A 26,638-nucleotide genomic window follows, 5' to 3' on the forward strand; every position below is an offset into this window, starting at 1 on the left:
AGGGAGTATACCTTGCCCCAAATTATTGATGCACCGGTCGACGTTGAGTTGTCCCCCGACGGCGACCCGCGCGCATTCATCTGGAATCGGTTCGAACACACCGTCATCGGACAACCGCAGGCGGTGTTCAAACGTACCCGGTGGTGGGAAGACGAGGGAACCCCTACCCGCATCGACACCGAACTGTGGCGGCTCGACGCCAGTCGCGGCGGTGAAGAACAGCACCGCTACGACCTGCGCCGCGGCATTGACGGGTCCTGGACTTTAGCATTGGACTGGGGATGAGCAACGCACTGGCGACGAGCTTCGCGCACCTACACGTCGCGAGCGCCTATTCGACCCATTACGGGGTTACGCTTCCCGAAGCCCTGGCCGAGCAGGCGGCCGCGCAGGGCGCGAATTTTCTGGCCGTCACCGACCGTGACGGACTCTACGGCGCCGTCAAACACGTGCGCGCCTGCGAGATCGTGGGTATCCGCCCCGGGCTCGGCGCCGAACTCGCCGTGCACGACGAGGAGTATCGCCCGCTCGGTCGAGTGGTCGTGCTCGCCCACGGCCACACCAACGGTCGCGGGTACGCCGCGCTCTGCCGGGCGGTCAGCTCCGCCCACGACGGTAGTGCCGGTCAACGCTCCGCGCTCACGCCCGGCAGCACCGGACCGAGCATTTCGCGCGATCGCCTGGCTGACCTGGCCGGCCTCGCCTCGCTCACCGTGCTGCTCGGCCCCGACTCCGACGTCGGTCTCGCCATCGCCCGCCGCGACAATGCGGATGCCGCAGCGCGGCTCATCCACTGGCGGCGCGCCCTGCCCGCCCAGGCCGTCGTACTCGAAATCGTCTGTCACCTGGCCGAAAGCGGCACCGTCGGCAGTGTGACGCCGGCCACGCGCATGCTCGCCCTCGCCGAAAACGCCGGGCTCCCCGCCGTGCTCAGCAATGCCGTGCGGTACGGCACGCCCGACGAGGCAGTCACCGCCGATCTCGCCGATGCCGCCCGCTTTCTGCTGCCGCTTGCCGAACTCGAAACCCCCCAAACCAACGGCCAGGCCTGGCTTAAACCGGCCGGAGCGATGCGTCAGGTGGCCCGCATGGTCGTCGACGCCGGTCTGCACGATGACGGGGCGCTCGAACGGCTGCTGCGTGACACCGAGCAGCTCGCCGACCGGTGCAGCCTCGACCCGGTTCTCGATATCGGGCTGGGGCGCCCGCGCATGCCAGAGGCGCGCATCATCGGCGTCACCGGCGACCCGGTCACCGAACTCTGGCGGCGCGCCACAAGCGGCATCGCCGACCTGTACTCAATGAGCGGCTCCCGCGCGGTCGAAGCGGCCCACGCCCAGCTCGCCCACGAGATGAAAACGGTCGAACACTTAGGCTTTGCCAGCTACTTTCTGACCGTGTCACGGGTGGCCGACATTATTCGCGGGATGGGTATCCGCATTCAGGCGCGCGGCTCGGGGGTCGGCTCGGTGCTCAACTACGCGCTGCGCACCTCCTCGGTCGAGCCCATCGGCAACGGGCTGCTCTGGGAGCGTTTTCTCTCCCCCGAACGCCAGACGCTGCCCGATATCGACATCGACGTCGAGTCGGCCAGGCGCCACGACATCTACCGTGAAGTGTTTCGTGCCTTCGGCAGCGACCGGGTCTCGCTCATGTCGATGACCAACGCCTACCGCGGCCGTGGCGCCGTGCGCGACGCCGGTCTCGCCCTCGGCCTGCCCGATGCCCAGATCAACGTGATCGCCAAGCAGATGTGGCGATTCAACGCCCGCGACTTTCGCCGCGCCCTCGAAGAGAAGCCCGAACTCGAAGCCCTCGCCGCCGAGGTACGTGAGTCGCAACAGCTCGACCTGCTCGTCGACCTCACCGCCAAACTCGACCGGCTCCCCCGACACATCTCGGTGCACCCCTGCGGCGTGATCCTCTCCGACGCGAGCCTGCTCGACCGCACCCCGGTGCAGGCGAGCGGCATGGGCCTGCCGATGTCGCAGTACGACAAACACGACATGGACCCGATGGGGCTGATCAAACTCGACATTCTCGGCGTGCGCATGCAGTCGGCGATGGCGCATGCCGTTGAAGAGCATCACCGACTCACCGGCGAGAGTATCGACCTTGACCGGGTGCCGCTCGACGACCCGAAAACCTTCGAACTCATTCGTTCCACGCGCACGCTCGGCATTTTTCAGATCGAATCGCCCGGCCAGATGGAGCTGGTCGGCAAGCTGCAACCGGAGGTGTTCAACGACCTCACCGTGGAGATCTCGCTGTTTCGGCCCGGCCCGATGAAAAACAACATGCCGCTCAAATACCTGCAGGCCCGACACGGCGAAGTCGCCCCCGACTACATTCACCCCCGGTTCGAGCTGATTTTGCGCGAAACCAACGGCGTTGTCATCTTTCACGAACAGGTGATGCGGCTGTTCGACGAACTCACCGGTTGCGGCCTGGGCAAAGCGGATGTCTTTCGCCGGCACCTGGGTAAACCCGAGCAACTCCCCGAGATCGAAGAGTACGTGCGCGAACGGGCGCTGGCGCGCGGGTTCAGCGTTGCCGTCATCGACCAGGTCTGGACGGTGTTGGCCGGGTTTGGCAGCTTCGGCTTTGCTAAAGCGCACGGCGCAGCCTTCGCCTTGCCTACCTACCAGTCCGCCTGGCTGAAAACCCATCACCCGGCCGCTTTCCTGGCCGGGCTACTCACCCACGACCCCGGCATGTGGCCCAAAGACCTCATCGTCGCCGAGGCCCGGGTGCTCGGGGTGCCGGTACTCCCCCTCGACGTGCAGTCGAGTGCGCTGGACTACCGGGTGGAGGATCTCGCCGACGGCAGCCAGGGCATCCGTCTGGCGCTGCCCGAACTGGCCGGTAGCACGGAGATGGAGCGGGCGCGCATTGCGCAGCACCAGCCGTTTAGCTCGCTGCAGGACTTTCGTGACCGGGTGCACCCTCGGCGGCGCACCTTCGAAGCACTCGCCCGAGTGGGCGCCCTCGACACGTTCATCGGCTACGACCGGGCCCGGCGGCACGAACTGCTCGCGCACATTCAATCGCTGCGCGGCACCGCCGTGGTCATTCGCGCTGACCAGCTAGCGTTCGAGGTGGAGCTGCCGGTGCCGCAGTATTCGGGCGATCGCGCCGGCGCCATCACCTCACTCGAACTGCGCGGCCGCACCCAGACCGATCTGGAGCTGCAGGACCTGAACCTGGCCGTCGGATCACACCAGATGAAACGCTTTCACGCCCTGTTCAAAGAGTTGGGGGTAACCCCGGCGAGCGAGCTCGGTAACCTGCCCGGCGGCACCGAGGTGCTGCTTGCCGGAGTTCGGCGAGCCACGAACACGCCTCCGATGCGCGGCGGACGCCGCGTGGTGTTCATCAGCCTCGACGATGGCACCGGCCCGGTCTCCAACGTCGTGTTCTTTCACGACGCGCAGGAGCGGGTCGGCGGGCACGTGTTCCAGACCAATTACATGCTGGTGCGCGGTCGCACCCGGCGCTCCGGTGCGCGCGGCGTCTCGGTGACCGGGGAGAATCTGTGGGACCTGTTCGATGTGGCCCGCCAGGTGAAGGAGCGGCACACCGTTGAACGGGTGGCTGCCGAGGAAGCGGCCAGCGCAGCGGCCTACGCGGCTGAACTCGCCGCGCAGCCGGCGGCTCTTCTGTCATCGCGTCCCGGCGGCACCCTGCACCATCTCAATGCGGCGCAGAGCGCGTGAGGCGGCGCTAACGGCCCACCCACTACCGGGGCGGTGCTCACTGGCACGCCACTCCTGAGCGGCGCTACTGGTCAGGCGTGGTGGGAACGACATCCGGCGGCGCGGGCGCTGCCGGTGGAGCGACCGGTGGAGCGACCGGCGCCACGATCGGTGGCGCCACGACCACGGGCGGTGGAATGTACTTGGGGGCGAGTTCATCGAAGGCATCTCCGCCGTACTTGGCGTTGACGACCGACATCACGACCGGCCACATCCGGTGCCGGGCCGTCGCGATCTGGTCACGTCCAAAGAACTGCCGCCGCTGGCTGAGCGCTCCGGTCACGCTCACCACGGCGACCACCGTGGCCACCTTGGTACTGGCGCCGCTCATCCAGGTGTCTTTGGCACCATCCGTCGTTCCGGTCTTGCCGATCATCGGCACCAAAGGCAGTGTGTTGGCGTTGGACTGCCGCCCGGTGCCGCCCGTCATCACCCGATGCATCGCGTAGGCCATGCCGGCCGCGACCGTCGAATCGACCGACTGCGTACAGACCGACGGCGGCACCGTAATCTCCACCCCACCCGGACCGACGATGCGATCAATGGCAATCGGCAAGCAGGTCACTCCCTTGTTCGCGATGCCGGCAAAGGCAACAGCCATGGTCAGCGGGGCGATCTCGTTGGTGCCGATAACGGATGCCGCGGACTGCGAGAGCGGGTTGCCATCGGCCCGGTGCGCACCGAATGCCTCAGCCGTCTTGCGGATGCCGCACAGGTCGAGCCGCTTGGCCATTCCGATGAAGCCGGTGTTGATTGAACCGACGGTGGCTTCCAGTGCACTGTAGTTGGGACCGGATTCGTTGGCATCGTTGCGCGGGTCGAAGCCCTCCTTGTTGTAGTTCTGGGGCCCGAGGCAGCTGTCCTGAAAATTACCCCAGTTCGCTTTGCGCCTCGAGTCGACGCGCTCGTTGAGGGAATGGCCCTCCTTGAGCCACTCGGCCAGGGTGAAAACCTTGTAGGTCGATCCGGGTTGGAATCCGAGCGAGCCACCCTCGGCGAAGTCGGTGGCGTAATTGATGCCGGTGTAGTTGGCGCCGGTCGCCTGCACTGTGGGGTCCTGACTGTAGTCCTTGTTCTGGGTCATGGCGAGTACTCGACCAGTGCCGACCTGCACACTCGTGATCACCGCGCCGACGTCGCCGCCGGCGTAGACCTTGGGAACCTGCTGGTTCATGGTGGTGACGGCCGCGTTCTGCACGTCGAGATCAAGGGTTGTGTACACGTCGTAGCCGCCCCGGCGAAAGTTGAGCATACGAGTGGCAGCATCCGTGCCGAAGGTGGGATCGTTCTGCAGAATCTTGGTCACATAGTCGCAGAAGAACGCGTTGCCCGCGGCGGTCTGGCAGCCCGTGCTCGGTTCGGTGATAACAGGATCGACCGGTAACGCCACGGCGGCGTCATAGTCGGAATTCGTGATCTTCTTATAACGCAGCATCTCGCGCAGAATGTAGTCGCGGCGTTGTTTGTTGGCCGCGTAACCGTTTGCGAACCCATTGGTCTCGCTCGCGGGTTTGTCGAGCTGAAACTTCACCGGGTTGTTCACGATCGCGACCAGGCTCGCCGCCTGCGTCAGGGTGAGGTTGGCCGCGGTGGTGTTGAAGTAGTAATTGGCTGCGGCCTCGATGCCGTAGACCGTGCCCCCGAAGCCGGTGATATTGAAGTATTGCTGCAGTATGTCGTGCTTGCTGTATTCTTTCTCGACTCCGATGGCGAGCCGCATTTCCTTGAGCTTGCGATCAGGCGTGGTCTTGGTCGCCGCGCTGTAGCACGCGACGTGCGCCCGCTTCTCAGTCAGTAGCTCGCACTTCTGCACGAGCACATTCTTCACATACTGCTGCGTGATAGACGACCCACCCTGCGTGTTTCCCCCGGCAACTGTCGTGGCCGTGGCCCGCAACGTGCCCTGCAGATCCACCCCACCATGCTCGTAGAATCGAGGGTCTTCTCCCGACACCGCGGCATCCTTCGCAAACTGGCTGATCGCATCCCAACTCACCTCGATGCGGTTTTGATCGTAGAACGAGGCGAGTAGTTCGACCGTTCCGTCACTGCGGGTGGCGAAGATATCACTCTTCTGCGACAGCGGCTCAATGTTGACGTAACCCGGCAGATTCTCGAACACCGAGATCGTGTTGGTCGCAGCTATGCCCGAGAGCGCCACGACCGGGGTCACCGACACGGCGACCAGAATGCCCGCTGCCGCGCTCATGGCGACGAACCCGAGCAGGCCGCCCAGAACGCCATGAAGAGAACGCCGCCATGATTGGGCCGCGCCAGCCGGAACCTCGGTCACCTGAACCACGTTTACCCCCCACCGAATCCACCCGATACGAAAGCCCACGCCTGCGCATCAGTACGTGACTAATCGTCATGGTAGTCATATGTGGGTGCTCATGGGGCCGGCTGGCCGTATTCGCTACGACAGCAGGTCGTCGCCTTCCTTTCTGGGGAGCCGGGCCGCAGCAGCACGGGCCGGTGCGGCGGCGGTCGATGTCGGGGCTAGCGTCGTGTCATCAGCGGTAGCGCCGGCCGCAGTCGGACGCGTCGACGCGATAGTGGGTGAAACGGACGCATCGGCGTGGGTGGGCGCGGCGTTCCGCAGGGCGGCTCCGGCTGTTCCGCCGAGCAACCCGCCGAGAAGGTCCTTGATGCCGATTCCCATGGTGGACCCGAGCACGGCGTCAACCTCGCTGAAGCCCGACGCGACGTTCTTGGAGAGTTGGCTGGCGCCATCCGTTGAAATGACGGTGAGCTGGTCGATGTTGCCCATCGGAGCGGCGAGCTCGTGCGCAATCTGCGGAAGCATTTCCACCAGGCGCAGCTGAATGAGCGCCTCGGACTGCTGGGCGACGGCCTCGGCGGAAAGGCGCGTTGCCGTGGCCTCGGCGGTACCACGGGCGAGAATGGCATCGGCCTCGGCCTGACCCTCGGCGCGGGTGGCGTCGGCGTTGGCGACACGACTGTCGCGATCAGCGGTGGCCTTGGCGACGGATGCCTCGGCGGCAGCACTGGCGGTCACCCGGATGCGGTAGGCGTCGGCGTCGGCGATCGCGTTGACTTCGGATTCCAGCTCGGCCTTGCGCAGGCTGGCGCGGCGCTGGGCGGTGAGTTCCTGCTCCTGCACGATGGCCTGCTGCGCCTTCGCCTCGGCGAGGGGCCGTGACGCGGCGGCCTCAGCAGAGGCCTTGTCGGTGTCGAGCTGCAACGCAGCTTTACGCAGGGCGAGCGTGTTCTGCGCTTCGGCAATGGCCTGCTCGGCGGTGATCAAAGCTTCCTGTGACTCGCGGTTCGCCACATGCTCGGCCACCTCCGCCTGACGACGAACCTTGGCCTGCTCGGCACGGCCGATGTCGCGGATGTAGTCGTTCTCGTCGGTGATGCCCTTGATTTCGAAAGAGTCAACGTCGAGGCCCTGGTTGGCGAGCGACTCCCGGGCGGTGGCGAGCACCGAGGTGCCGAGCTCATCTCGCTTTTGAATGACGGTCATCACGTCGGTCGCGCCGATCGACGAGCGCAACGAGCCGCTCAGTACTTCCTGTGCGAAGCCGTCGATGTTCTTGTCCTGGCCGAGAAACCGCTGGGCTGCGGCACGAATCGACTGCGGCGAGTCCCCGACCTTGACGATGGCCACGGCGTCGACGGAGAGCGTGATGCCGTTGCGGTCCTGCGCGACTGCCGTGATCTCGATCGCCCGGCTGCGCAGGCTGATCTTGAACGCCTTCTGAAAGAAGGGAGTGATGAAGACGCCCTGTCCGTGCACGACGCGCTGGCCGGATTCCTCGAGCGTCGCACCATCGACGATGGTTTTGCGGCTCTTCTTGCCGGTGATGATGAGGGCCTCGTCAGGCCCCGCGTTCTTGTAGATCGTCTTGGCGTAAATCAGGCCGATGAGCAGAACCACAACGATTGTGACAATGATCCCGGGGATCGGGCTGAACAGAAAATCGAGCATGGAGTCCTTCCGAGGCGCATGGCGCGTACGTCGTTTCGGCGATCCGGTCTGTCTCCCGTTTCGCCGAGCTGTGAGACCAGTCTGGCAGGCCACTGCGCCGGATACGAAAGGTGTCGCCACAGCACCGGCTCGGGCGCTGCCACCTCGGGCAACTGAGCCCTCCGCTCACAGGGGGTTCACGGTCGGTCTACATTTATGATCGATCGGTGACTGAAACAGCCCTCCCCCGCCCCTTTCGCCCTCAGTCTCGCTGGGTACGCAGCGTCGGGCTCATGATCTTCTTCAGCCGTTGGCTGCAGGCCCCCCTCTATATCGGGCTCATCATCGCGCAGATCATCTATGTGATCGTGTTCATGGTGGAGCTCATCAACCTCGGCGGCGACGTCTGGACTTCATTGACCGTGCCCGGGGACGACGGTGGCATCCATGTTGAAGAAGCAGCGATCATGCTCTCCGTGCTCGGCTTGATCGACGTCGTGATGATCGCGAACCTGCTGATCATGGTCATCATCGGCGGCTATGAGACGTTCGTCTCGCGTATCCCTTTAGATGGCCACCCTGACCAGCCAGAGTGGCTCAGCCACGTCAACGCGAACGTACTCAAGGTCAAACTCGCCATGGCCATCGTGGGAATCTCGTCAATTCACCTGCTCAAAACCTTCATCGAGGTCGGCGATCTGGCCGCGCGCGGCACCCCGATCGGCTCCAGCCCGAGCGAGACCATCACCGGCAACGTCTACACCTGGGACGGCGTGCTCTGGCAGGTCATCATCCACATGGTGTTCATTCTCTCGGCGATCGCGCTGGCTTGGATCGACCGCATGTCCCAGGCCGGGCACACAGCGCCGCCCACAGCATCACCCGCGGTCGCGCACGGGCCGGCCATCGCCCCGGAGCCAGTTTCGGCCCTGAATGCCGCGCCCATCCGTCGCGAACTCGCGCCAGCGGCATCCACCGGTATCGCCCTGCACTTGACCCAACTGGGGCAATTGCGTGACGCCGGCGTCGTCACGGACGCCGAGTTCGTCGCGAAAAAGACGGAGCTGCTCGCCCGCTACTAAAACGCGGCCCTCTGCATGAGTTCTCCTCGCGGGAACGAATCACGCCTCCAGCGCTTCGTTGCTCATCGAGCGCGACGCGGTTCTTCGAGAAGGGTCATGCCTGCACGGTATCGACGCCGCCAAACCGTGTCACGGGCCGTGAGCCCCCGTCTTCCCAGCGGATGCTGTTAGCGCTTGAGTCCCGGAAACTGGTCGTCGCGCCACTCGTCCGGGAAACGGGTGCCCGAACCGGCCGCGTCGTCTTCACGCTCGCGCAGCTCGACCCGGCGAATCTTGCCCGAGATGGTCTTGGGCAGGTCGAAAAACTCCACCCGCCGCACCCTCATATAGGCCGGCAGCCCGGTGCGGGCATGTCGCAGCACGGCTTCTGCGGTCTCCGCCGTCGGTTCCCAGCCCGGTGCGAGATGAATATAGGCCTTGGGAATGTTCAGCCTGGTTGCGTCGGGAGCGGGAACGACGGCGGCCTCGGCAACCGCGGGGTGTTCGAGCAGCACGCTCTCTACCTCGAACGGCGACACCTTGTAGTCGCTTGACTTGAAGACGTCGTCGGTGCGGCCGATGAAGGTGAGGTAGCCATCGGAATCCACCGTGGCGACATCGCCGGTGTGAAAAAATCCGCCGCGAATGGCGTGCGCGGTGAGGTCAGGTTCGCCGTGGTAGCCGCTCATGAGGTTGACCGGGCTCTGCGAGAGGTCGAGGCAAATTTCGCCCTCGTCGGCGGGCAACTCGGTGATCGGGTCGAGCAGCTTGATCGCGACGCCCGGCAACGGCAGGCCCATCGACCCGGCTTTCAGCACGGAGCCGGGACCGTTTCCGACGATTGCGGTGGTCTCGGTTTGGCCGAATCCGTCGCGAATGGTCAGTTTCCAGCCGTTGTCGATCTGCCGGATCACCTCGGGGTTGAGCGGTTCGCCCGCGGAGAGCAGCTCGCGCAGGCTGGCCGGGCGCGCGCCGACATCCGCTTGGATAAGCATGCGCCAGACCGTGGGCGGTGCACAGAACGTGCTCACCTGGGCGCGGTGCAGTTGCGCGATGAGGGCGGCCGGGTCGAACTTGGAGTAGTTGTAGACGAACACGGTGGCCTCGGCGATCCACGGGGCGAAGAAACAGCTCCAGGCGTGTTTGCCCCAGCCGGGCGAGCTGATGGCCAGGTGCACGTCGCCGGGGCGCAGCCCCAGCCAATACATGGTGGAGAGGTGGCCGACCGGGTAGGAAGTCTGCGAGTGCAGCACCATCTTCGGCTTGCTTGTCGTACCAGAGGTGAAGTAGATCAACGAGGGGTCGACGGATTCCACGACCGTGGTGATGGGTTCCGGGTTCACCTGATAGGCGTCCGCGAAGTCGGCCCACCCAGGAAGGGCAGCGCCGACAGCGATGCGGGTGTAGTCGCCGGGAACGTCGTCGAATTTGACCGCATCGGCCGAGTTGGCGATCACGTGGGCGACGCCGCCGCGCTGCACGCGGTCGGTCAGGTCGTGCGAGGCGAGTACGGCGCTCGTGGGCATGATGACGGCGCCGACCTTCATGATGGCGAGCATCGCCTCCCAGATCTCCCGCTGGTTGCCGAGCATGAGCATGACGTGGTCACCACGCCCGACGCCTTGATGGCTGAGCCAGGTGGCGACCTGGTCAGACCGATGAGCCATCTCGTCAAAGGTGAGCTTTTGCTCGCTGCCGTCTTCTTCGACGATCCAGAGCGCGATTTTGTCGTTGCCGCGGGCGAGCACGTCGAACCAGTCGGTGGCCCAGTTGAAGTGTTCTCCCACATCTGGCCAACGAAATTCCTGCGCGGCGCGAGCGTGATCGTCGCGCAGTGCCAGAAGCTGGTCGCGTGCGGCACGGTAATTACTAGTGCTCACCTGGTGAGTCATACGCCGTTGTCTCCTTGAACGAGCCGCCACGAGCGAAACGGCGACATTCCATTCTCTCAGGGCTCTGGCTCGGCCCGCACCGAGCCTGGCCGATAGCAGCTCGCCCGAATCGGATGCCCGCGAGCTTGCCCGAGCCGAGGAAGGGGCGCAGCGTGATGACCACGTGCCACTACGGAATGTAGCGATCGAAGCCGTGAACAGCCGACTTATCGTGCACTGGCCTATCGTTGACGGGTGACCTACTCGATTCGTTCCCTGATTCCCGCCGATCTGCCACTCGTACTCGCGCTCAACAATGCTGCGGTTCCCGCGGTCAACGAGTTGGATGCCGAGGCGCTGGCCGCGCTCATCGAGCACAGCAATCTTGCCGTTGCTGTCGTTGACGACGATACGTCCGACACCGCCATCGGCTTCGCAATTCTGTTCATCGCCGGGGCCGAATACGCGAGTGAGAACTACCGCTGGTTCTCCAGCCGGTCCACCGATTTTCTCTACGTCGACCGCATCGTCGTGGCCGACGGGTATCGCGGGCAGGGCCTCGGCCAGGTGCTCTACGACGCCATCTTCGGAGCTGCCCGCCGCCTGAAGCTCAGCGAGGTGTTCTGCGAGGTCAACCTGGAGCCGCCGAACCCGGGCTCGCTCGCCTTTCACGGCCGCCTCGGCTTCGCCCCGGTTGGCCAGCTGTCAACCAAGGGCGACACCGTCGTCGTGAGCCTGCTCGCGGCGACCGTTTAGGGAAGACCGCTGTCACTGATAGTGGCTAGTCGTTCGTCACGGTCGCCGACCGCGGCCAGTCGAGGCGTTCGAGGATGGCGTGCAGGTCGCTGATCATAGCGAGCTGCCGGTTGTTGATTTCGAGCAGGGCCTCGATGTCGGTCTTCGCGGCGATGTTCGTGTCGAAGTCATGCTGGGCTAGGGCTGCGGCGATCGCATCCTGTCTCTTGGCCGAAATAAGCAAAATAGCGCCCTGCAGGCCGGCGAGCATGCTCAAAAACAGGTTGAGCAGAATGAACGGGTAGGGATCCCAGCCAGAGGCGAAGGAGTTTGCCACGGCCCACAGAATCATGAAAAGCACAAAACCACCGACGAATCGCCAACTCCCCATGAAGTTGCGCATGGTATCGGCAGCCCGCTCCTCCGTGGTCAGGGTTTTCTTGTGCTGCTGGTGCCAGGTAACGGTGAGCCCACGGCGGGCACTCGCTGTCTTCGGCGCGGCCGAGGACTCGGCTGCGCGTGAGGACTCGAACATGCCATGCTCAGGTTTTATGGGCCCCGCGTTGGTTGGCACAGTATTCATTGGCACAGCGTATGTCTGATGGATCCGGAGTCTCGTGGTGCACTCCGGGATGATTCTCTGAATACACAGTGAAAAGCCGCTGAATCCGTTCATGTGACCAGTTGCAGAAGATATGGCCTTGCGTCCGCGGAAACAGGGGCAGACATACTGGTCTGTATACATAGATCAGCTGAAAGTTCAAGGGGGTGCGGCATCAGGCACTCGCCCCCTATGTTCTAGTGGACGCGAGTTACCGCTTGCGCAGAACCAAGCCAAGGGACCACCCTCGATGCGAATTACCTGCCCGTTTTGCAAGTCACAGGCCGACCTGAAACCGAACCCCGCGCAAGCCCTCCGGCTCTCGCTCCCCCGCTACGTTCTCAAATGCACGGGTTGCGAGCGCACCAGCATCCGCGTTGAACCCTTGCGGCTACCGCACGCCCTCGCCTCCGCTTAACCCCTCGACCGCGACGTCCTGCCCCGGCGCTGCCCCCTGCGCTGCCCCCATGAGGGCTGTTGACCCATTAGTTCGACCGGTCAGCGGTGCGCCTGGGGCGAGTCGCGCGAGTCGGTGACTTGGGCTTTGCGCCTCGAGGTATTTGTGAGAGCCAATCTCGGCATCGCTCCCAGCGGCGCTGTCGCTGGCACCCGCAACGCGAAACATGATCGACGGCACGCCCGAACACGCGGCTTAACCCGGACGGGAAGGATACGCTGGCGGCATGATCGATGGAGACAGCGCCCCGAATAAAGACCCCGCCGCTAATCCCGACCTCGCCCCCGCCCATCGGGGCATTCCGATGCCCGATTATGTCAACGTGTGGGTATCAACACAGCGGTGGTTCGGCAACAAGGGACAGCTGCCGGTTCTTCGCAGTATCGGCCATTTCTCTCTGGACTCGACCGACCCGGACGTCACCATTCGCATCGACCTCATGTTGGACACGGCGAGCTTGGGCCTCACCCTCTACCAACTGCCGACCACGGAGCGGGCCTATGAACTTGCCGGCTCAGCCAATGCCCTGATCACCGAGCGCCAAACCGGCTCCGACCGAGCACGCTTCATTTATGACGCCGCCTATGACCCGATCTTCGCCTCTGCAGTGCTCAGTTTCATGGAACTGCAGGGCGAGACGAGTTCGAGTGGGGCTCCGGCACGTGACCGTACCGCCGCCAGCGCGCACGGCGAAGATTTGAGAGCGGATTCCACCTCCCCTCGGGAGGCTGCTGTGGTCTCCAGCCGCGTCCTCGACGGTGAGCAATCCAACACCTCGATCGTCGTGCAGCGCACAGACGCAACCGGTGCGCCCACAACGCCGATCATCTGCAAGATTTTTCGCATCATTCATGCCGGTGAAAATCCTGATGTAGTGGTGCAGGCCGCACTGTCCAGCGCCGGATCAGAGCGGATCCCGCTCCCTTTCGGCGACATTCTTGGCCAATGGGATGACCCCGCCGAACCTGACAGTCGGGCCGTCGGCCATCTGGCCTTTGCCCAGGAATTTCTGCCCGATGCCCCCGATGCGTGGCGTACAGCCCTGGTCGCTGCGGCTTCCGGCAGCGACTTCACGGGTCCGGCTTTTCGACTGGGACAGGCTACCGCCGATGTGCACCAGGACCTTGCCCGCACTTTGCCAACGCTGGATGTGACCCCCGCGGTCATCGCCGACGAAATGGCCAAGATGCGGCAGCGTTGCCGCCAGGCCCTGCACGAAGTACCGATTCTGGCCCAGTATGGCGCTGCCATCGAGGCGGTCTTCGCTCGCGCGGAGACAGCGACCTGGCCGCGATTGCAGCGCATTCATGGTGATTTCCACCTCGGCCAGGTGCTCGACGTGCGGGGTCGTGGCTGGGTATTGCTGGACTTTGAGGGGGAACCTCTGCGCACCCTGCGGGAACGGACTCGGCCCGATATCCCGCTGCGCGATGTCGCCGGAATGCTGCGATCGTTCTCCTACGTCGCGGGTGCTATGACGGCAGCGACGGACGATTCGACTCGGGCGGAGGCGCCGGGCGAACCAGTCGCCGGTGAAGCAACGGATGCCGGATCCACTATTTTCCAGTGGGCCATGGCCTGCCGCGCTGCCTTCCTCAACGGTTATGCTGAGCGCTCCGGCGTGAAACTTGCCGATCAAAGAACTTTGCTTGATGCGTTCGAACTCGACAAGGCACTCTATGAAGCCGTCTACGAGATACGCAACCGCCCGACCTGGCTGCCGATCCCTCTCGCCGCGATCAAGCGGCTGGTCGATGTGTCGAACTAACCGCCGGAATGGACAATGCCGAGGTGCGGTGACACCATCCGTTGGCCTGGAACCAGACCTGGTCACGGTCGATGAACAGACCGATTCAGGAGGCCGACCGCGACTGCTTCGCCGTGCGTTTGGGTGTCGGCTTGGCTCGTTCACGGCTAGCCTCGACGCTGCGCCGCAGGGCCTCCATCAAATCGAGGACCTCGCCGCCCTCTCCCTCTTCGGCGGCTTCGCCGAACGTCGCCTCAGTCGACACGGCATCACCACTTTTCAGCCTGGCCTCGATCAGCGCCCGTAGCTCATCCTGATAATCGTCGCTGAAGGCATCCGGTGCGAAATCAGCCGCGAAGGACTCGACCAGCGCCGCTGACATATCCAGTTCCTTGGCGCTGATTTTCACCCGCTCATCGAGGGATGCAAATTTGGCCTCTCGCACCTCGTCGTCCCAGAGCAGGGATTGCAGCATCAGCATATCACCGTGCACGCGCAGCGCGCCGAGACGCGTCTTCTGCCGCAGCGCAAAGTGCACGATAGCCGTGCGATCGGTCGCTTCCAGCGTGCGCCGCAGCAACACGTAAGCCTTCGGCGATGTACCGTCGGGTTCGAGAAAGTAACTTTTGTCGAGCATGATCGGGTCGATCTGGTCGCTCGGTACGAATTCGACCACGTCGATCTCTTTGCTGTGCTCGGACGAAAGTGAGGCGAAGTCCCCGGAACTGAGCACAACCGTCTGCTCGCCGTCGTCATAGGCCTTGTCTATGTGGTCGTAGGGAACAACCTTGGCGCAGATCTCGCAGCGACGTTGATAGCGGATACGCCCCCCATCCGCATCGTGAACCTGGTGAAGTGCGACGTCGTGATCTTCGGTGGCGCTGTACACCTTGACGGGCACATTGACGAGCCCGAAGGTGATCGCACCGGTCCAGATGCTTCTCATACGCCCAGTACACACCCGAATGAGACATTCGTCGCCTAGTAGACCCAGAGTTTCCGCGGCACAGTTGACGCATGAACGCCAGCAGCCAGGTGGTCTCCATCGAGGGGCACCGCATTACGCTCACCCATCTCGATAAGGTCCTATATCCAAAGACCGGAACCACAAAGGCCGACGTTCTGGCTTATTACGCGGCGAGCGCCGATGTGCTCATCGGTCATGCCGCGAACCGCCCGGCTACCCGCAAACGCTGGGTGCACGGCGTCGGCACGAGCGAGAACCCGGGCGCGATGTTCTTTCAGAAGAATCTGGAGCCATCGACGCCGAGCTGGGTGAAACGGCGCGAGCTCCAGCACAAAGACCATGTCAACATCTATCCACTGGTGAACGACCTCGCCACCCTGACCTGGCTCGGGCAGATGAGCACCCTCGAAATCCACGTGCCGCAGTGGCAGTTCGGCCGCACCGGTACCCCGCGCAATCCGGACCGGCTCGTGCTCGACCTCGACCCGGGGCCGGGGGTTGGACTGCTCGAGTGCGCCGAGGTTGCGCGGCTGGCCCGGGCGATTTTGCACGACATGGGGCTGGAACCGATGCCGGTGACCAGCGGGAGCAAGGGCATCCACCTCTATGCGGCGCTCGACCTGTCATACAGCTCCGACCAGGTCTCGGCCGTGGCGCATGAATTGGCGCGCGCCCTTGAGGCCGACCACCGCGACCTCGTGGTCAGTGACACGAAGAAAAGTCTCCGACTCGGCAAAGTCCTGGTGGACTGGAGTCAAAACAACGCCGCGAAGACCACCATCACGCCGTACTCACTGCGAGGGCTCAGCCACCCCATGGTCGCAACCCCGCGTACCTGGAAGGAGCTCGCCTCGACCGACCTCGAGCAGCTCGACTACAAGCAGGTACTCGCGCGCCTGAAACGACGGGAAGATCCGCTCGCGCAGCTCACGGCCGGGTTTTTTGAGCACCCGGTCGGTGACGCCGGCCCAGCGAGCACAGGCTCGGCCCCGGCGCACGTCACGCCGGACCGGCTGACGGTGTACCGCGGCAAGCGGGACGGCGCGAAGACACCCGAACCGGTTCCGGCCGTGTCAGTTGCGGCATCCGCTGGCTCGTCGTTCGTCATTCAGGAACACCACGCCCGCAGCCTGCACTGGGACTTGAGGCTCGAACACGACGGGGTACTGGTGTCGTGGGCGCTGCCCCGCGGTGTGCCGGTAACCTCCGCACAGAACCGGCTGGCGGTACACGTCGAGGACCATCCCCTTGAGTACGGCGACTTCGAGGGAAGTATTCCGATCGGAGAATACGGCGCCGGCGACGTGTCGATCTGGGACCACGGCGAGTACGAACTCGAAAAGTGGCGCGATGACGAGGTCATCGTGACCCTGCACGGCGAACCAGACGCCGGACTCGGCGGCACCGCCCGGTTTGCCCTCCTTCGCACGAGCGACAGCCACAGCCACAGCCACAGCCACAGCCACAGCCACAGCAGCAAAGTAACGAACAACTGGCTGATTCACCGCATGAAGCCGAACATTTCGACCTCGGGCGGCTCGCGCACGAATGCCCGGCCGCACAGCATCCCCGCGGCTCCCATGACGCCCGCACCACCGAAGCACGCCTACTCCCCCATGCTCGCCGCTGCTGGTTCCGAAGCGAGCCTCGGCGACGAGGGGTGGGCCTTTGAAATGAAGTGGGATGGGATGCGGGCCCTCGCCTACGTGTCGCTGCGTGATCAGGCTGTTCGCCTGGTCACCCGCAACGGGCACGATGTGACCGCGTCGTATCCAGATCTCGTGGCCGACCTCCTTGCCGCGGTAGCAGCGCGGTCAGAAACGGATTCCGCGGTGCTTGACGGCGAGATCGTGGCCGTCAATAAACGCGGGCGGCCCGATTTCGGCCTCCTGCAGACGCGGATGAAACTTACCGAAGCTCGGGAAATCGCGTCGGCGGCCACGACAGCGCCCGTGCAGTTCCTGCTGTTTGATCTGCTCGAAGAGAACGGACACCCACTCACCGACCTGACCTACAGCACGAGACGCGACCGGCTCGAGTCCGCGGTCACGGCAACCGGCTCGACCCAGGTGCCGCCGCGGTTTGAGGGTGACTTTTCCGAGGCGTTCCACACCAGCCGCCAACTGGGACTGGAGGGGGTCATGGCCAAACGGCTCGACGGGCGCTACGCGATGGGTCGCCGGTCCCACGACTGGGTGAAAATCAAGCATTATCGCAACCAGGAAGTGGTGGTGGGCGGCTGGCGACCCGGTCGCGGCAACCGGTCCGGCGCGATCGGCTCGCTGCTACTCGGGGTACCAACCGACACCGGGCTGCGCTACGTGGGCCGGGTCGGCACGGGGTTCGGGGAACGCGACCTGACCGACATCCGTTCCCGACTGACCGGACTCGTTCAGAAGACCACACCGTTCAGCGACATTTTGCCAACGGATACTCACGGCGCGGTCTGGGTGCGCCCCACACTCGTCGCTGAGGTGGAATTCGCCGAGTGGACCGCGACCGCTCGGCTGCGCCAGCCATCCTGGCGGGGGTGGCGCCCCGACAAGACACCCGGTGACATCACGATCGAGTAGTGCCCAGAATTTTCTTCAGGCGGGCGTCCCACTGATATTGACCATCCAGGCTGTGCCGAACTTATCGGTCACCATGCCGAAGCTGTCGCCCCAGGGTGCCTTATTGAGTGGCATCATGACGGAGCCGCCATCGATCAGCTTGTCCCAGTACCCGGTGAGTTCGGCCTCGTCCTCGCCGCTGAGGGAGACGCTGACGCTGCTGCTCGTTGGGACCTCCATGCTCTTGGGGGTGTCGGAGGCCATCAGGGAGAACCCGCTCGTGGTCGTCAGCTCCGAGTGCATGATTTTGTCCTTCTCAGCCGGATCTTCGCTCGCGTCGTATTCCCCGTAAGTGGTGCGAACGATATCGCCCCCGAACACGCTCTGGTAAAAGTCCATCGCCTCGCGGGCGTTGTCGCGAAATCCGAGGTATGGGTTGAGACGACTGCTCATGGTTGATTCTCCTCGCTCGTCCGGTGCGTGCTTGTCTATATGGTTCTGTGATTATTACCTAAATCAGGCATTCGCACGAGCCCTGATCACCACAGGCCGTGAGCCGGGGGCGCAGCCGTTGAGCAGCGCGGAGTGGACGGCAGGAAGACGCGGGCGGGTACAGTATGGGCATGAAGCTGATCGCCATCGACCCGCCCACCCGCAGCTTTTCGCGCTGGCTGACCGACGAAGAAATCGGGCGGGTACTCGCCCACAAGCGCGGCTGGCGTCAGGCACCCGATGGCACCGTGTTGGCTGGCAAGATTCGCAAGATGCTGGTCAGCGCCTCGCTTGCGCAACTCGGCGCCGCTTCCGTCGCGCACGGCTGGGCCAGCCGACCACGGGTCGAGCCAAGCGACGGCAGCGGTCCCACCCACATGATGTGGGGCATCATCGATGCGCGCACCGACGCCGAGATCACGGCGGAGTTGCGCGGGGAAGTTTAAATTGACCCGGACAGTTCGACGCCAGTCGCGTAGCGTGGATGTATGAGCCTCAACCCCAGCTACATCAAGCCCGGCCTGGACTTCAATCGCGACACCAATTACATCGAGGACCGCATCACCCGGGATGGCCGCGACGGCTGGCCGGTTGAACCGGGCCGCTACCGACTCGTTGCGGCCCGCGCCTGCCCGTGGGCGAACCGCACTACGATCGTGCGCCGCCTCCTGGGCCTCGAAGGCGTCATTTCTCTCGGCCTACCCGGTCCCACCCATGACAAAAACAGCTGGACCTTCGACCTCGACCAGGGTGGGGTCGACCCGGTGCTCGGCATTGAACGCCTGCAGCAGGCGTTCTTCACCCGTTTTGCCGAGTACCCGCGCGGCATCACCGTGCCGGCGATCGTCGATGTGCCAAGCGGAAAGGTCGTCACCAATAATTATCCCCAGATCACCCTTGATTTTGAGCTCGAATGGACAGACCATCACCGGGCCGGCGCCCCGGACCTCTACCCGGAAACGTTACGGGCCGAAATCGACGAGGTTGCCAACTTGATCTTTCACGACGTGAACAACGGTGTCTACAAGTGCGGCTTCGCTGGCAGCCAAGAATCGTACGAGCGGGCTTACGACGCCCTCTTCGCCCGGCTGGATTGGCTCGAACAGCGCCTGACAGGGCAGCGGTATCTTGTGGGCGACACGATCACCGAGGCGGACATCCGCTTGTTTACCACCCTGGCCCGCTTCGACGCGGTATATCACGGGCATTTCAAATGCAATCGCAACAAGCTCAGCGAGATGCCCGTGCTGTGGGCCTACGCCCGCGACCTGTTTCAGACGCCTGGTTTTGGGGACACGATCGATTTCGAGCAGATCAAGAGGCACTATTACGTGACCCACGTCGATATCAATCCCAGTGGCATCGTGCCAAAGGGACCGGATGCTGCTGCCTGGCTGGCTCCGCATTCTCGCGCTGATCTCGGCGGCCGCCCGTTCGGCGCCGGCACCCCGCCCGAGGCGCCACCGGCCGCTGAACGAATCGTGCGCTGAACGAATCGTGCGCTGAATGATCGCGGGACCGTAGCGCCCTGGTTCGTTGGGATTGCTCACCCGGCCATGGTGCGCGCTGAACCGTTGCAGTGACAGCGCACGGTCACCGTTGGCCCGGATAAACGCCTCGCCCACCACGATGACGTGGTGGGCGAGGTCGAGTGCGGTGATTCACAGCTGGCAGCGTCAGTGTCCGCTGTCGTTCACCAGGGACTACGGAATGTAGTTGAACTCGTCGGGGTTCGGGCCCGTGCGCTCGTTGCGGTTCAGGGCAGTGATTGCGGCGATATCCGCTTCGGTGAGAACGAAGTCGAACAGGGCGAAGTTCTCCTCGACTCGGCTGCGGGTAACCGACTTCGGAAAGACGATGTCGCCGCGCTGCAGGTGCCAGCGCAGGGTGACCTGAGCGGCAGACTTACCGAGACGCTCGGCGATCTCTGTAATCACCGGGTCAGAGAGAACTGCGCCCTGTGCGAGCGGCGACCAGGCCTCGGTTAGGATGCCGTGCTCGGTGTTGAACGCCCGCAGCGCATCCTGCGTGAGGTACGGGTGCACCTCGATCTGATTGACAGCCGGCACGGTATCGGTCTCATCGAAGAGACGCTGCAGGTGCTCCTGCTGAAAGTTGCTCACTCCAATGGTGCGTACGCGACCCGAGAGCTGCATTTCCTCCATTGCCTTCCAGGTCTCGACGAAGTCTCCGACGGCCGGGAGCGGCCAGTGGATGAGAAACAGGTCAAGGTAATCGAAGCCGAGGGCGTCCATGGTGCGATCGAAGGCGGCCAAAGCGTCGGCACGGTCATGGAACCCGTTGTTGAGCTTGCTCGTGACGTAGATTTCCGACCGGTTCAGCCCCGACTCAGCGACGGCTTCACCGACCTCTTTCTCGTTGCCGTACATCTCGGCCGTGTCAATGTGTCGGTAGCCGGCCTCAAGAGCGGCAAGAGTCGCCGCCTTGGTCGTCTCCGGCGTGACCTGAAAGGTGCCGAATCCGAGCTGCGGAATCGTTGTGCCGTTATTGAGGGTGACAGTGGGGACTGCGGTCATGGATGTATCTCCTCGTTCGATATTTGAGTGCGCCGCTAGCTGTCTTGCCGATCACTTTGCCGCTGGTGTTGCCCAGGTAAAGAACTTGCTCGGTTGCACTAGGAACGTCAGCGGTGTCACGGTGAACGTGCCTGACAGCGTGCACGTTCATCAAAACCAGCCTACCGACGGAGATATTCCGCACGCCTAATGGCCAGGCACACTCCCAGCGCGCACACAGGGTTGGAGTACGGGCGCGCGTTGCCGTCGTGAATCTCATGCGACACCTCGTCGACGGTCAGCTCCAACGCATCGAACGGATGGCGTTCGCCCGCCCGGTCCGCGCAGCGCACATACGCCGGCTGGAACGGGCATGCGCACGGCAGCTTTCTTCGCAGGTTGCCGTCCTAGCATCGGATCATGATTGAGCGAGTGCAACGCGAACCCATCCGCCCCGGCCAGGAATCCGTCTGGGACTACCCACGCCCACCCCGCGTCGAACATACTGGGGAACACATCACTATCGAACTCGACGGTGTGACCATCGCCGACACGAGGGACGTCGTGCGGGTGCTCGAGACCAGCCATCCACCGGTGTATTACCTACCGCGGGGTGCCTTCACGCCGGGCGTGCTTCAACCGGCTGCCGGTCATTCTTATTGCGAGTTCAAGGGCGCTGCCGGGTACCTCTCGGTCGGCTCCCGCGCCCGGTCCGCCTGGTTTTATCCCACACCAAATGCTGGTTTCGAGTCTCTCACCGACCGCGTCGCTGTCTACCCGGGGGCGATGAACCGATGCACGGTCGACGGTGAAACGGTGCGCGCACAAGACGGCGACTTTTACGGTGGCTGGATAACCGAAAAAATCGTCGGGCCGTTCAAGGGCGCGGCGGGCACCCTGGGCTGGTAGCCCACGGTTCGACACAATTTCATTGCACGGAATTTCTCCGCTTGGGGTAGCCTTGGACCAGCCAGGCATCCGACGTACTCGAAACTGAAGGAGTTGCTGTGACCCACAACGCCGTAGACGAAGAGATTCTCAAGCAGTGGATCCGTCGCCTCAGTCAAGCACTGCAGATTGTGGACCTCGAGGTAGACAACGACCTCGTGCTCACCGTCGCCGATGAAGCCGCCCACGCGGTGAATCCGATGGCCGCCCCGATCACGACGTTCATGGTCGGCTACGCCGCCGGTCTCGCCGCAGCCGACCCGGCGATGCCCTCACGCACAGCCGTTGCCCGGGCTGTGGATGTGGTCACCGCCGTCTGCCGGCAGCCCGAAAAGGAACACCCCGACGCCACCGGCTGGGTGAACACCGCGCAGTAGCGTCACGATTCACACAGCACGCTCCAGTCGAATGATGACAGCCTTCGACACTGGTGTGTTGCTGCCGTCGGCGACACTATCGAGCGGCACGAGCACGTTTGCCTCCGGATAGTAGGCGGCGGCGCAACCGCGTGGTGTCGGGTACGCAACCAGCCGATAGCCGCGTAACACCCGGTCGACGTTGTCGCTGAACTCGCTGTGCACGTCGACCAGATCTCCATCGACGAAACCTAGGGTGAGCAGATCTTTCTTGTTGATGAAGACAACATGGCGACCCTTCTTAATACCGCGATAGCGGTCATCGAGGCCGTAGATGGTGGTGTTGAACTGGTCGTGACTGCGCAGCGTCTGCAGCACCAGACGCCCGGGCGGTACTTCAAGATACTCCAGAGTGTTCGTGGTCAGCATGGCCTTGCCGATCGGGGTGTTGAAGGTGCGCGAGTCCCGCGGCCCGTTGGGCAACATGAATCCGCCCTCCTGCCGGATGCGTTCGTTATAGTTCTCAAATCCCTCGACCACGTGGGCGATGTGCTCGCGGATATGGTCGTAGTCGGCCTCGAATCCGGCCCAGTCGACCGCGACCGAGTCGGCGAGCACGGCGCTGGCGAGTCGCGAAATAATCGCGACCTCCGAGAGCAAGTTTGGTGCGACCGGCTTGAGTTTTCCCCACGACGGATGCACCGCGCAGACCGTGTCTTCCACGGAAACAAACTGCACCCCGCCAGCCTGCTCGTCGATTTCGGTGCGCCCCAAAGTCGGTAGTATCAGCGCCTCCTCGCCGGTTACAGCGTGCGAGCGATTCAGTTTGGTGGAGATCTGCACGCTCATCTCGGTGCGTTGCATGGCGGCCTCGGCAATGCCGGTGTCGGACATGGCGGCAACGAAGTTACCGCCAAGCCCCACCCAGACCTTCACCTTTCCATCGCGCATCGCACGCACTCCGTAGACGGCATCAACGCCGTGCTTGCGTGGCGGGTCGAAACCGAATTCGGCTTGCAGGGCGTTGAGGAAAGCCGGCGGCATCTGCTCCCAGATGCCCATGGTGCGGTCACCCTGCACGTTGCTGTGGCCGCGAATCGGCGAGGCACCGGCACCGGGCTTGCCGATGTTGCCGCGCAGCAGCAGCAGGTTGATGATTTCCTTGACGGTATCGATGCCTTTTTTCTGTTGCGTCACCCCCATCGCCCAAGTGATGATCACTCGATCAGCGGCCAGATAGCGTTTGGCTAATTCGTCGATTTGTGCCGCGCGCAAGCCCGTTGCGGCCAACACCATCCGCTCGTCAAGTTGGGAGAGATGCTGCCGCAGCTCGGTCAGCCCGTGGCAGTGTTCGTCAAGAAACGCTTGATCGAGGACGGTTCCGGGGGCAGCGTCCTCGGCGTCGAGCACCCGCTTCGAGACGGCCTGCAGCAATGCCATGTCGCCGCCGAGGCGAATTTGCAGAAACTGGTCTGCTATCTCGGTGCCATGGCCAATTACCCCGCGCACCCGCTGCGGGTTCTTGTAGCGGCGCAGGCCGGCCTCGGGCAGCGGGTTGATCGCAACGATTTGCGCGCCGGCATCTTTGGCTTCTTCGAGCGCGGTGAGCATGCGTGGATGGTTGGTTCCGGGGTTTTGGCCGATGATGATGATGAGGTCGGATTTCGCAAAGTCGTCGTAGCTGACCGTGCTCTTGCCAATGCCGACGGTCATGCCCATGGCCCAGCCGGTGGATTCATGGCACATGTTGGAGCAGTCCGGCAGGTTGTTGGTGCCGTATGCGCGCGCGAACAGTTGGTAGGCGAATGCGGCCTCGTTGGAGGCGCGACCACTCGTGTAGAAGGCGGCTTGGTCGGGCGAGTCAAGACCGTTGAGTTTGGCGGCGATCATGCGAAACGCCTCGGGCCAGCTGACCGGGCGGTAGTGGTCGCTGCCGGCTGGCTTGTAGACGGGTTCGACCAGCCGGCCCTGCATGCCGAGCCAGTACTCACTCTTCTCTCGCAGGTCGTGCAAGGAATGCTCGGCCCAGAAACTTGTCGAGATGGTGATCGGGGTGGCCTCCCAGGTGACAGCCTTGGCGCCGTTCTCGCAGAACTCAAAGGCCTTGCGGTGCCCGGGGTCGGGCCAGGCGCAGCTCATGCAGTCGAATCCGTCTTTCTGGTTCATCGCCAGCAGGGCGCGCATTCCCCGCGCAGCGCCCATCTGTGTGATTGCCGGCTGCATGGAGTGCAGCACGCCCGGTACGCCGGCGGCCCAGGCTTTGGCGTGGGTGACCTCGATGTCGATGTCGGTGACGTCGTTGATCGGGGGTTCACTGCTCATGCTGCACCGCTCTCGTTGCGTTATCGCTTCGCCGCCCATACGGTCGACGCTTGCACGATACACCCACGGGGTTGGAAGCATCCGGTAGTGCTGTGATTATGTCATTAATACCCCCATGGGTATATAATGGAGGAAATTCCGAACGAAAGGCACCCACCATGTGCAGAGCCGTCACCTGCAAGACCTGTCAGAAGACCACCTGGGCCGGGTGCGGCCAGCACGTCGACCAGGTCATGAAGGGTGTTCCACGCGCCCAGCGGTGCGAGGGCCATGCGCAGGAGAAATCGACCGGCGGTTTCTTCGCACGCCTGCTCGGCCGGTAGCAGCCGCGCCCAGGAGGCCCGGGTTCACAGTGGCGCCCAGTAACTCGGTCGTTTCACCCCCGATTCGATGCGCGCACCATAATTGGTGGCGTCCTGGTCAAACGCTCGACTGAACACTTACACTCAAGGCACATGACTTTTCCGGAAACTGGCGGGGCCGCAGCGCCCACGCGCCGTTCGCTGCCACGGCTGCTCGGCCGGCTGGCCCTCGGTGCCGTGCTGCTTTTGGCTGGAATCAGCCACCTCACGTTCAACCGGGAGGCATTCCAGGCTCAGGTTCCGGCGTGGGTTCCGCTAGACGCCGACCTGGTCGTCGTACTCTCCGGAATAGCCGAAATAGTACTGGGAACCGCGTTGCTCACTTTGCACCGGTGGCGGGTACCCGTCGGCTGGGTCGTCGCCTTGTTCTTCGTGGCAATTTTTCCTGGCAACATCTCCCAGTTCGTCACGGCAACTGACTCCTTCGGACTGAATTCGGATGTGTCGCGGGGCATCCGCCTCGCCTTTCAGCCACTGCTCGTGCTGTGGGCGCTCTGGGCTACCGATGCATGGCGAGCCTGGCGCAGCCGCGTTGCGGCCCGGCCTCCGTCACAGCGATAGCGGGAGTATGCCCGCCATCGATAGTGTGGATCAAATGGACCCGCTAACCTTTCGTCGCGCGACGACCCAAGACATTCCAGCCTTACTGGTCTTGGTGACAAGCGCCTATCGGGGCGACGCGAGCCGAAAGGGCTGGACCTATGAGGCCGACCTTATCGACGGGCAGCGCCTCGACGCCGACATTCTTCATGGAGACCTCAGTCGCGCCGACAGCGTCGTTCTTCTCGGTGAACGCGAAGGCGATCTGGTGGGGTGCGCGCATATCGCGAAGGATGTGGGCGATAGGGCCTATTTCGGTATGTTCGCCGTGCGACCGACCGGGCAGAGCCAGGGCGACGGCACACGTATCCTGGCCGAAGCTGAACGCCTGGCTGTCTCGGAATGGGCTTCAACCGTGATGACGATGACGGTCATCGATGTGCGTGACTCCCTCATCGCGTTCTATGAGCGGCGGGGCTACCAGCGAACCGGCGTGCAGAAACCCTTTCACTTCGACACACGCTTTGGAATACCCCGGCGTAACGACCTACAGCTCGAGGTGCTCGAAAAAGTTCTGCAGCACGGCTAAACATCCCGCCTCTTGGAGGCGCGTACATCAGCCGGTGATCGCGCCCCGTTCGGGTTGTGACGAATGGCAGGCTGCTTTGCGCATCAATGCAAGGTACTGATCGGGCGTGAGCGCAACCACATGCCTGACGGGGGATGAAACGGCAGCAGGAAATGTAGGAGGAGTCCGGACAGCGCCGTGACAGCTACCGCTCCGATGGCGCCGAAATTCGTGAACTGTGCCTCAACGTTGACCCCGGCCAATGTCGTCACGGTCCATCCGAGCGCCCACAGCGTGGCCATGCCCAGGGCCCACAGCCAGCGTCGGCGCGTGCGCGGCGGTAACCCCACAGCCTGCGCGGCACCGAGCACGATCCCGGTGATCGCTCCCATCAGGGCCAACTCCGGAAGCGTCGTGCGATAGTCGACCACCGTCGAGCCCAGGAGCAGACCCAAACCCAAACCAATCCCGGTCAGCGGAACCCAGTTCAGCGGATTGAGACGACGCCGACTGACCAGCACCTGGCCGAAGCCGATTACGACCCCACAAACCGCGCCACCGATAAGGGCCGATACGGGGTTACTCACGCGCCCCCCGACGGCCGTGCCGGCGAAACCCGCGATCGGGAACGCAAGAAATCCCACGCTCCACAGCAGCCAGGTCGAGAAGAATGTGGGGTTTCGGAAGCTGGGATTGCGATGGAGTCGCCGCATTGTGGTCACGTTACTACTCCAGTCCAAGGTACTGGTCGGTGAGTGCAGCCCAAGTCAGTGAGAATGAACCTCGGACCGGCCTGCAAACATGCTACGCCCAAGCCAGTGCGGCCCGACAGCGTGCGGGGATACCCAAACATCGAG

22 protein-coding genes are annotated in these 26,638 nt (G+C 63.6%); 13 read left to right on the plus strand and 9 right to left on the minus strand.

Features of this window, described 5'->3' with window-relative positions:
* Positions 1 to 12 precede the first annotated feature (12 nt).
* A complete protein-coding gene (locus CXY72_RS15205) occupies positions 13 to 285 on the plus strand; it encodes a hypothetical protein (RefSeq protein WP_104128500.1) in 273 nt (90 codons plus the stop codon).
* Positions 282 to 3,716 (plus strand): DNA polymerase III subunit alpha, encoded by a 3,435-nt coding sequence (gene dnaE / locus CXY72_RS15210; RefSeq protein WP_104128501.1) that lies wholly within the window; start codon positions 282 to 284, stop codon positions 3,714 to 3,716. Before CXY72_RS15205 ends, dnaE begins: the two co-directional genes overlap by 4 nt.
* A 64-nt stretch (positions 3,717 to 3,780) precedes the next feature.
* On the opposite strand, the gene CXY72_RS15215 is transcribed toward dnaE, so the two are convergent.
* Together CXY72_RS15215 and CXY72_RS15220 are read right to left on the minus strand one after the other, a co-directional pair.
* Complete coding sequence (locus tag CXY72_RS15215; RefSeq protein ID WP_104128502.1) at positions 3,781 to 6,057, minus strand: transglycosylase domain-containing protein; 2,277 nt, start codon at positions 6,055 to 6,057, stop codon at positions 3,781 to 3,783.
* A 114-nt stretch (positions 6,058 to 6,171) separates the two neighbouring features.
* Positions 6,172 to 7,707, minus strand: a complete 1,536-nt coding sequence (locus tag CXY72_RS15220; protein WP_104128503.1) for a flotillin family protein — start codon at positions 7,705 to 7,707, stop codon at positions 6,172 to 6,174.
* Between the two features lie 206 nt (positions 7,708 to 7,913).
* On the opposite strand from CXY72_RS15220, the gene CXY72_RS15225 reads away from it, so the two are divergent.
* Positions 7,914 to 8,768 (plus strand): TIGR00645 family protein, encoded by an 855-nt coding sequence (locus CXY72_RS15225; RefSeq protein ID WP_233197866.1) that lies wholly within the window; start codon positions 7,914 to 7,916, stop codon positions 8,766 to 8,768.
* Between the two features lie 167 nt (positions 8,769 to 8,935).
* Here CXY72_RS15225 and CXY72_RS15230 read toward each other — a convergent pair whose 3' ends face one another.
* On the minus strand, positions 8,936 to 10,639 hold the full coding sequence (locus CXY72_RS15230; RefSeq protein WP_104128505.1) for an AMP-binding protein: 1,704 nt from the start codon (positions 10,637 to 10,639) through the stop codon (positions 8,936 to 8,938).
* Between the two features lie 234 nt (positions 10,640 to 10,873).
* On the opposite strand from CXY72_RS15230, the gene CXY72_RS15235 reads away from it, so the two are divergent.
* Positions 10,874 to 11,374: a GNAT family N-acetyltransferase gene (locus CXY72_RS15235; protein WP_104128506.1), complete on the plus strand. Its 501-nt coding sequence runs from the start codon at positions 10,874 to 10,876 to the stop codon at positions 11,372 to 11,374.
* Between the two features lie 25 nt (positions 11,375 to 11,399).
* Here CXY72_RS15235 and CXY72_RS15240 read toward each other — a convergent pair whose 3' ends face one another.
* Positions 11,400 to 11,936, minus strand: a complete 537-nt coding sequence (locus tag CXY72_RS15240) for a DUF1003 domain-containing protein (protein ID WP_370446268.1) — start codon at positions 11,934 to 11,936, stop codon at positions 11,400 to 11,402.
* 701 nt (positions 11,937 to 12,637) lie between these two features.
* Between CXY72_RS15240 and CXY72_RS15245 the strand changes: the two genes are divergently transcribed.
* On the plus strand, positions 12,638 to 14,179 hold the full coding sequence (locus CXY72_RS15245) for a phosphotransferase (RefSeq protein ID WP_104128507.1): 1,542 nt from the start codon (positions 12,638 to 12,640) through the stop codon (positions 14,177 to 14,179).
* An 85-nt stretch (positions 14,180 to 14,264) separates the two neighbouring features.
* Here CXY72_RS15245 and CXY72_RS15250 read toward each other — a convergent pair whose 3' ends face one another.
* Positions 14,265 to 15,104 carry a Ku protein gene (locus CXY72_RS15250; protein WP_104128508.1) on the minus strand — a complete coding sequence of 280 codons (840 nt, stop codon included), beginning with the start codon at positions 15,102 to 15,104 and terminating at the stop codon, positions 14,265 to 14,267.
* A 71-nt stretch (positions 15,105 to 15,175) separates the two neighbouring features.
* On the opposite strand from CXY72_RS15250, the gene CXY72_RS15255 reads away from it, so the two are divergent.
* Positions 15,176 to 17,698, plus strand: a complete 2,523-nt coding sequence (locus tag CXY72_RS15255) for an ATP-dependent DNA ligase (RefSeq protein ID WP_104128509.1) — start codon at positions 15,176 to 15,178, stop codon at positions 17,696 to 17,698.
* Between the two features lie 15 nt (positions 17,699 to 17,713).
* Here the strand turns inward: CXY72_RS15255 and CXY72_RS15260 are convergent, their stop codons facing one another.
* Positions 17,714 to 18,130: a VOC family protein gene (locus CXY72_RS15260; protein WP_104128510.1), complete on the minus strand. Its 417-nt coding sequence runs from the start codon at positions 18,128 to 18,130 to the stop codon at positions 17,714 to 17,716.
* A 170-nt stretch (positions 18,131 to 18,300) separates the two neighbouring features.
* Here CXY72_RS15260 and CXY72_RS15265 point away from each other — a divergent pair, with 170 nt between their 5' ends.
* Positions 18,301 to 18,615: a hypothetical protein gene (locus CXY72_RS15265; RefSeq protein ID WP_146071199.1), complete on the plus strand. Its 315-nt coding sequence runs from the start codon at positions 18,301 to 18,303 to the stop codon at positions 18,613 to 18,615.
* Positions 18,616 to 18,657: 42 nt separating this feature from the next.
* Complete coding sequence (locus CXY72_RS15270) at positions 18,658 to 19,659, plus strand: glutathione S-transferase family protein (RefSeq protein WP_104128512.1); 1,002 nt, start codon at positions 18,658 to 18,660, stop codon at positions 19,657 to 19,659.
* Positions 19,660 to 19,872: 213 nt separating this feature from the next.
* Here the strand turns inward: CXY72_RS15270 and CXY72_RS15280 are convergent, their stop codons facing one another.
* Positions 19,873 to 20,706 carry an aldo/keto reductase gene (locus CXY72_RS15280; RefSeq protein WP_104128513.1) on the minus strand — a complete coding sequence of 278 codons (834 nt, stop codon included), beginning with the start codon at positions 20,704 to 20,706 and terminating at the stop codon, positions 19,873 to 19,875.
* 399 nt (positions 20,707 to 21,105) lie between these two features.
* On the opposite strand from CXY72_RS15280, the gene CXY72_RS15285 reads away from it, so the two are divergent.
* Both CXY72_RS15285 and CXY72_RS15290 read left to right on the plus strand, forming a co-directional pair.
* Positions 21,106 to 21,594, plus strand: a complete 489-nt coding sequence (locus CXY72_RS15285; protein WP_104128514.1) for a DUF427 domain-containing protein — start codon at positions 21,106 to 21,108, stop codon at positions 21,592 to 21,594.
* Positions 21,595 to 21,692: 98 nt separating this feature from the next.
* Entirely contained in the window at positions 21,693 to 22,010 is a 318-nt protein-coding gene (locus CXY72_RS15290; protein WP_104128515.1) for a DUF6457 domain-containing protein, read from the plus strand.
* A gap of 9 nt (positions 22,011 to 22,019) precedes the next feature.
* Here CXY72_RS15290 and CXY72_RS15295 read toward each other — a convergent pair whose 3' ends face one another.
* Positions 22,020 to 24,311 (minus strand): FdhF/YdeP family oxidoreductase, encoded by a 2,292-nt coding sequence (locus CXY72_RS15295; protein WP_104128516.1) that lies wholly within the window; start codon positions 24,309 to 24,311, stop codon positions 22,020 to 22,022.
* Between the two features lie 158 nt (positions 24,312 to 24,469).
* On the opposite strand from CXY72_RS15295, the gene CXY72_RS19850 reads away from it, so the two are divergent.
* The 3 genes from CXY72_RS19850 (at position 24,470) to CXY72_RS15305 (ending at position 25,802) form a co-directional block, all read left to right on the plus strand.
* On the plus strand, positions 24,470 to 24,634 hold the full coding sequence (locus CXY72_RS19850) for a hypothetical protein (protein WP_199184058.1): 165 nt from the start codon (positions 24,470 to 24,472) through the stop codon (positions 24,632 to 24,634).
* Positions 24,635 to 24,766: 132 nt separating this feature from the next.
* The gene (locus tag CXY72_RS15300; RefSeq protein WP_104128517.1) at positions 24,767 to 25,234 is read left to right on the plus strand and encodes a DoxX family membrane protein; all 468 of its coding nucleotides are present in this window, start codon (positions 24,767 to 24,769) and stop codon (positions 25,232 to 25,234) included.
* Between the two features lie 34 nt (positions 25,235 to 25,268).
* Complete coding sequence (locus CXY72_RS15305; protein ID WP_104128518.1) at positions 25,269 to 25,802, plus strand: GNAT family N-acetyltransferase; 534 nt, start codon at positions 25,269 to 25,271, stop codon at positions 25,800 to 25,802.
* A gap of 83 nt (positions 25,803 to 25,885) precedes the next feature.
* On the opposite strand, the gene CXY72_RS15310 is transcribed toward CXY72_RS15305, so the two are convergent.
* A complete protein-coding gene (locus tag CXY72_RS15310; protein WP_146071200.1) occupies positions 25,886 to 26,503 on the minus strand; it encodes a hypothetical protein in 618 nt (205 codons plus the stop codon).
* Positions 26,504 to 26,638: the final 135 nt, after the last annotated feature.

Source organism: Cryobacterium sp. Y57 (assembly GCF_002929505.1).
Taxonomy (GTDB): domain Bacteria; phylum Actinomycetota; class Actinomycetes; order Actinomycetales; family Microbacteriaceae; genus Cryobacterium.

Excerpts from the sequence above, each read along its gene's own strand:
- CXY72_RS15260 (WP_104128510.1), bottom strand. The coding sequence starts at position 18,130 with ATGAGCAGTCGTCTCAACCCATACCTCGGATTTCGCGACAACGCCCGC.
- CXY72_RS15240 (WP_370446268.1), bottom strand. The coding sequence starts at position 11,936 with ATGAATACTGTGCCAACCAACGCGGGGCCCATAAAACCTGAGCATGGC.
- CXY72_RS15300 (WP_104128517.1), top strand. The coding sequence starts at position 24,767 with ATGACTTTTCCGGAAACTGGCGGGGCCGCAGCGCCCACGCGCCGTTCG.
- CXY72_RS15230 (WP_104128505.1), bottom strand. The coding sequence starts at position 10,639 with ATGACTCACCAGGTGAGCACTAGTAATTACCGTGCCGCACGCGACCAG.
- CXY72_RS15255 (WP_104128509.1), top strand. The coding sequence starts at position 15,176 with ATGAACGCCAGCAGCCAGGTGGTCTCCATCGAGGGGCACCGCATTACG.
- CXY72_RS19850 (WP_199184058.1), top strand. The coding sequence starts at position 24,470 with ATGTGCAGAGCCGTCACCTGCAAGACCTGTCAGAAGACCACCTGGGCC.
- dnaE (WP_104128501.1), top strand. The coding sequence starts at position 282 with ATGAGCAACGCACTGGCGACGAGCTTCGCGCACCTACACGTCGCGAGC.
- CXY72_RS15220 (WP_104128503.1), bottom strand. The coding sequence starts at position 7,707 with ATGCTCGATTTTCTGTTCAGCCCGATCCCCGGGATCATTGTCACAATC.
- CXY72_RS15245 (WP_104128507.1), top strand. The coding sequence starts at position 12,638 with ATGATCGATGGAGACAGCGCCCCGAATAAAGACCCCGCCGCTAATCCC.
- CXY72_RS15270 (WP_104128512.1), top strand. The coding sequence starts at position 18,658 with ATGAGCCTCAACCCCAGCTACATCAAGCCCGGCCTGGACTTCAATCGC.
- CXY72_RS15265 (WP_146071199.1), top strand. The coding sequence starts at position 18,301 with ATGAAGCTGATCGCCATCGACCCGCCCACCCGCAGCTTTTCGCGCTGG.
- CXY72_RS15305 (WP_104128518.1), top strand. The coding sequence starts at position 25,269 with ATGGACCCGCTAACCTTTCGTCGCGCGACGACCCAAGACATTCCAGCC.
- CXY72_RS15285 (WP_104128514.1), top strand. The coding sequence starts at position 21,106 with ATGATTGAGCGAGTGCAACGCGAACCCATCCGCCCCGGCCAGGAATCC.
- CXY72_RS15295 (WP_104128516.1), bottom strand. The coding sequence starts at position 24,311 with ATGAGCAGTGAACCCCCGATCAACGACGTCACCGACATCGACATCGAG.
- CXY72_RS15280 (WP_104128513.1), bottom strand. The coding sequence starts at position 20,706 with ATGACCGCAGTCCCCACTGTCACCCTCAATAACGGCACAACGATTCCG.
- CXY72_RS15250 (WP_104128508.1), bottom strand. The coding sequence starts at position 15,104 with ATGAGAAGCATCTGGACCGGTGCGATCACCTTCGGGCTCGTCAATGTG.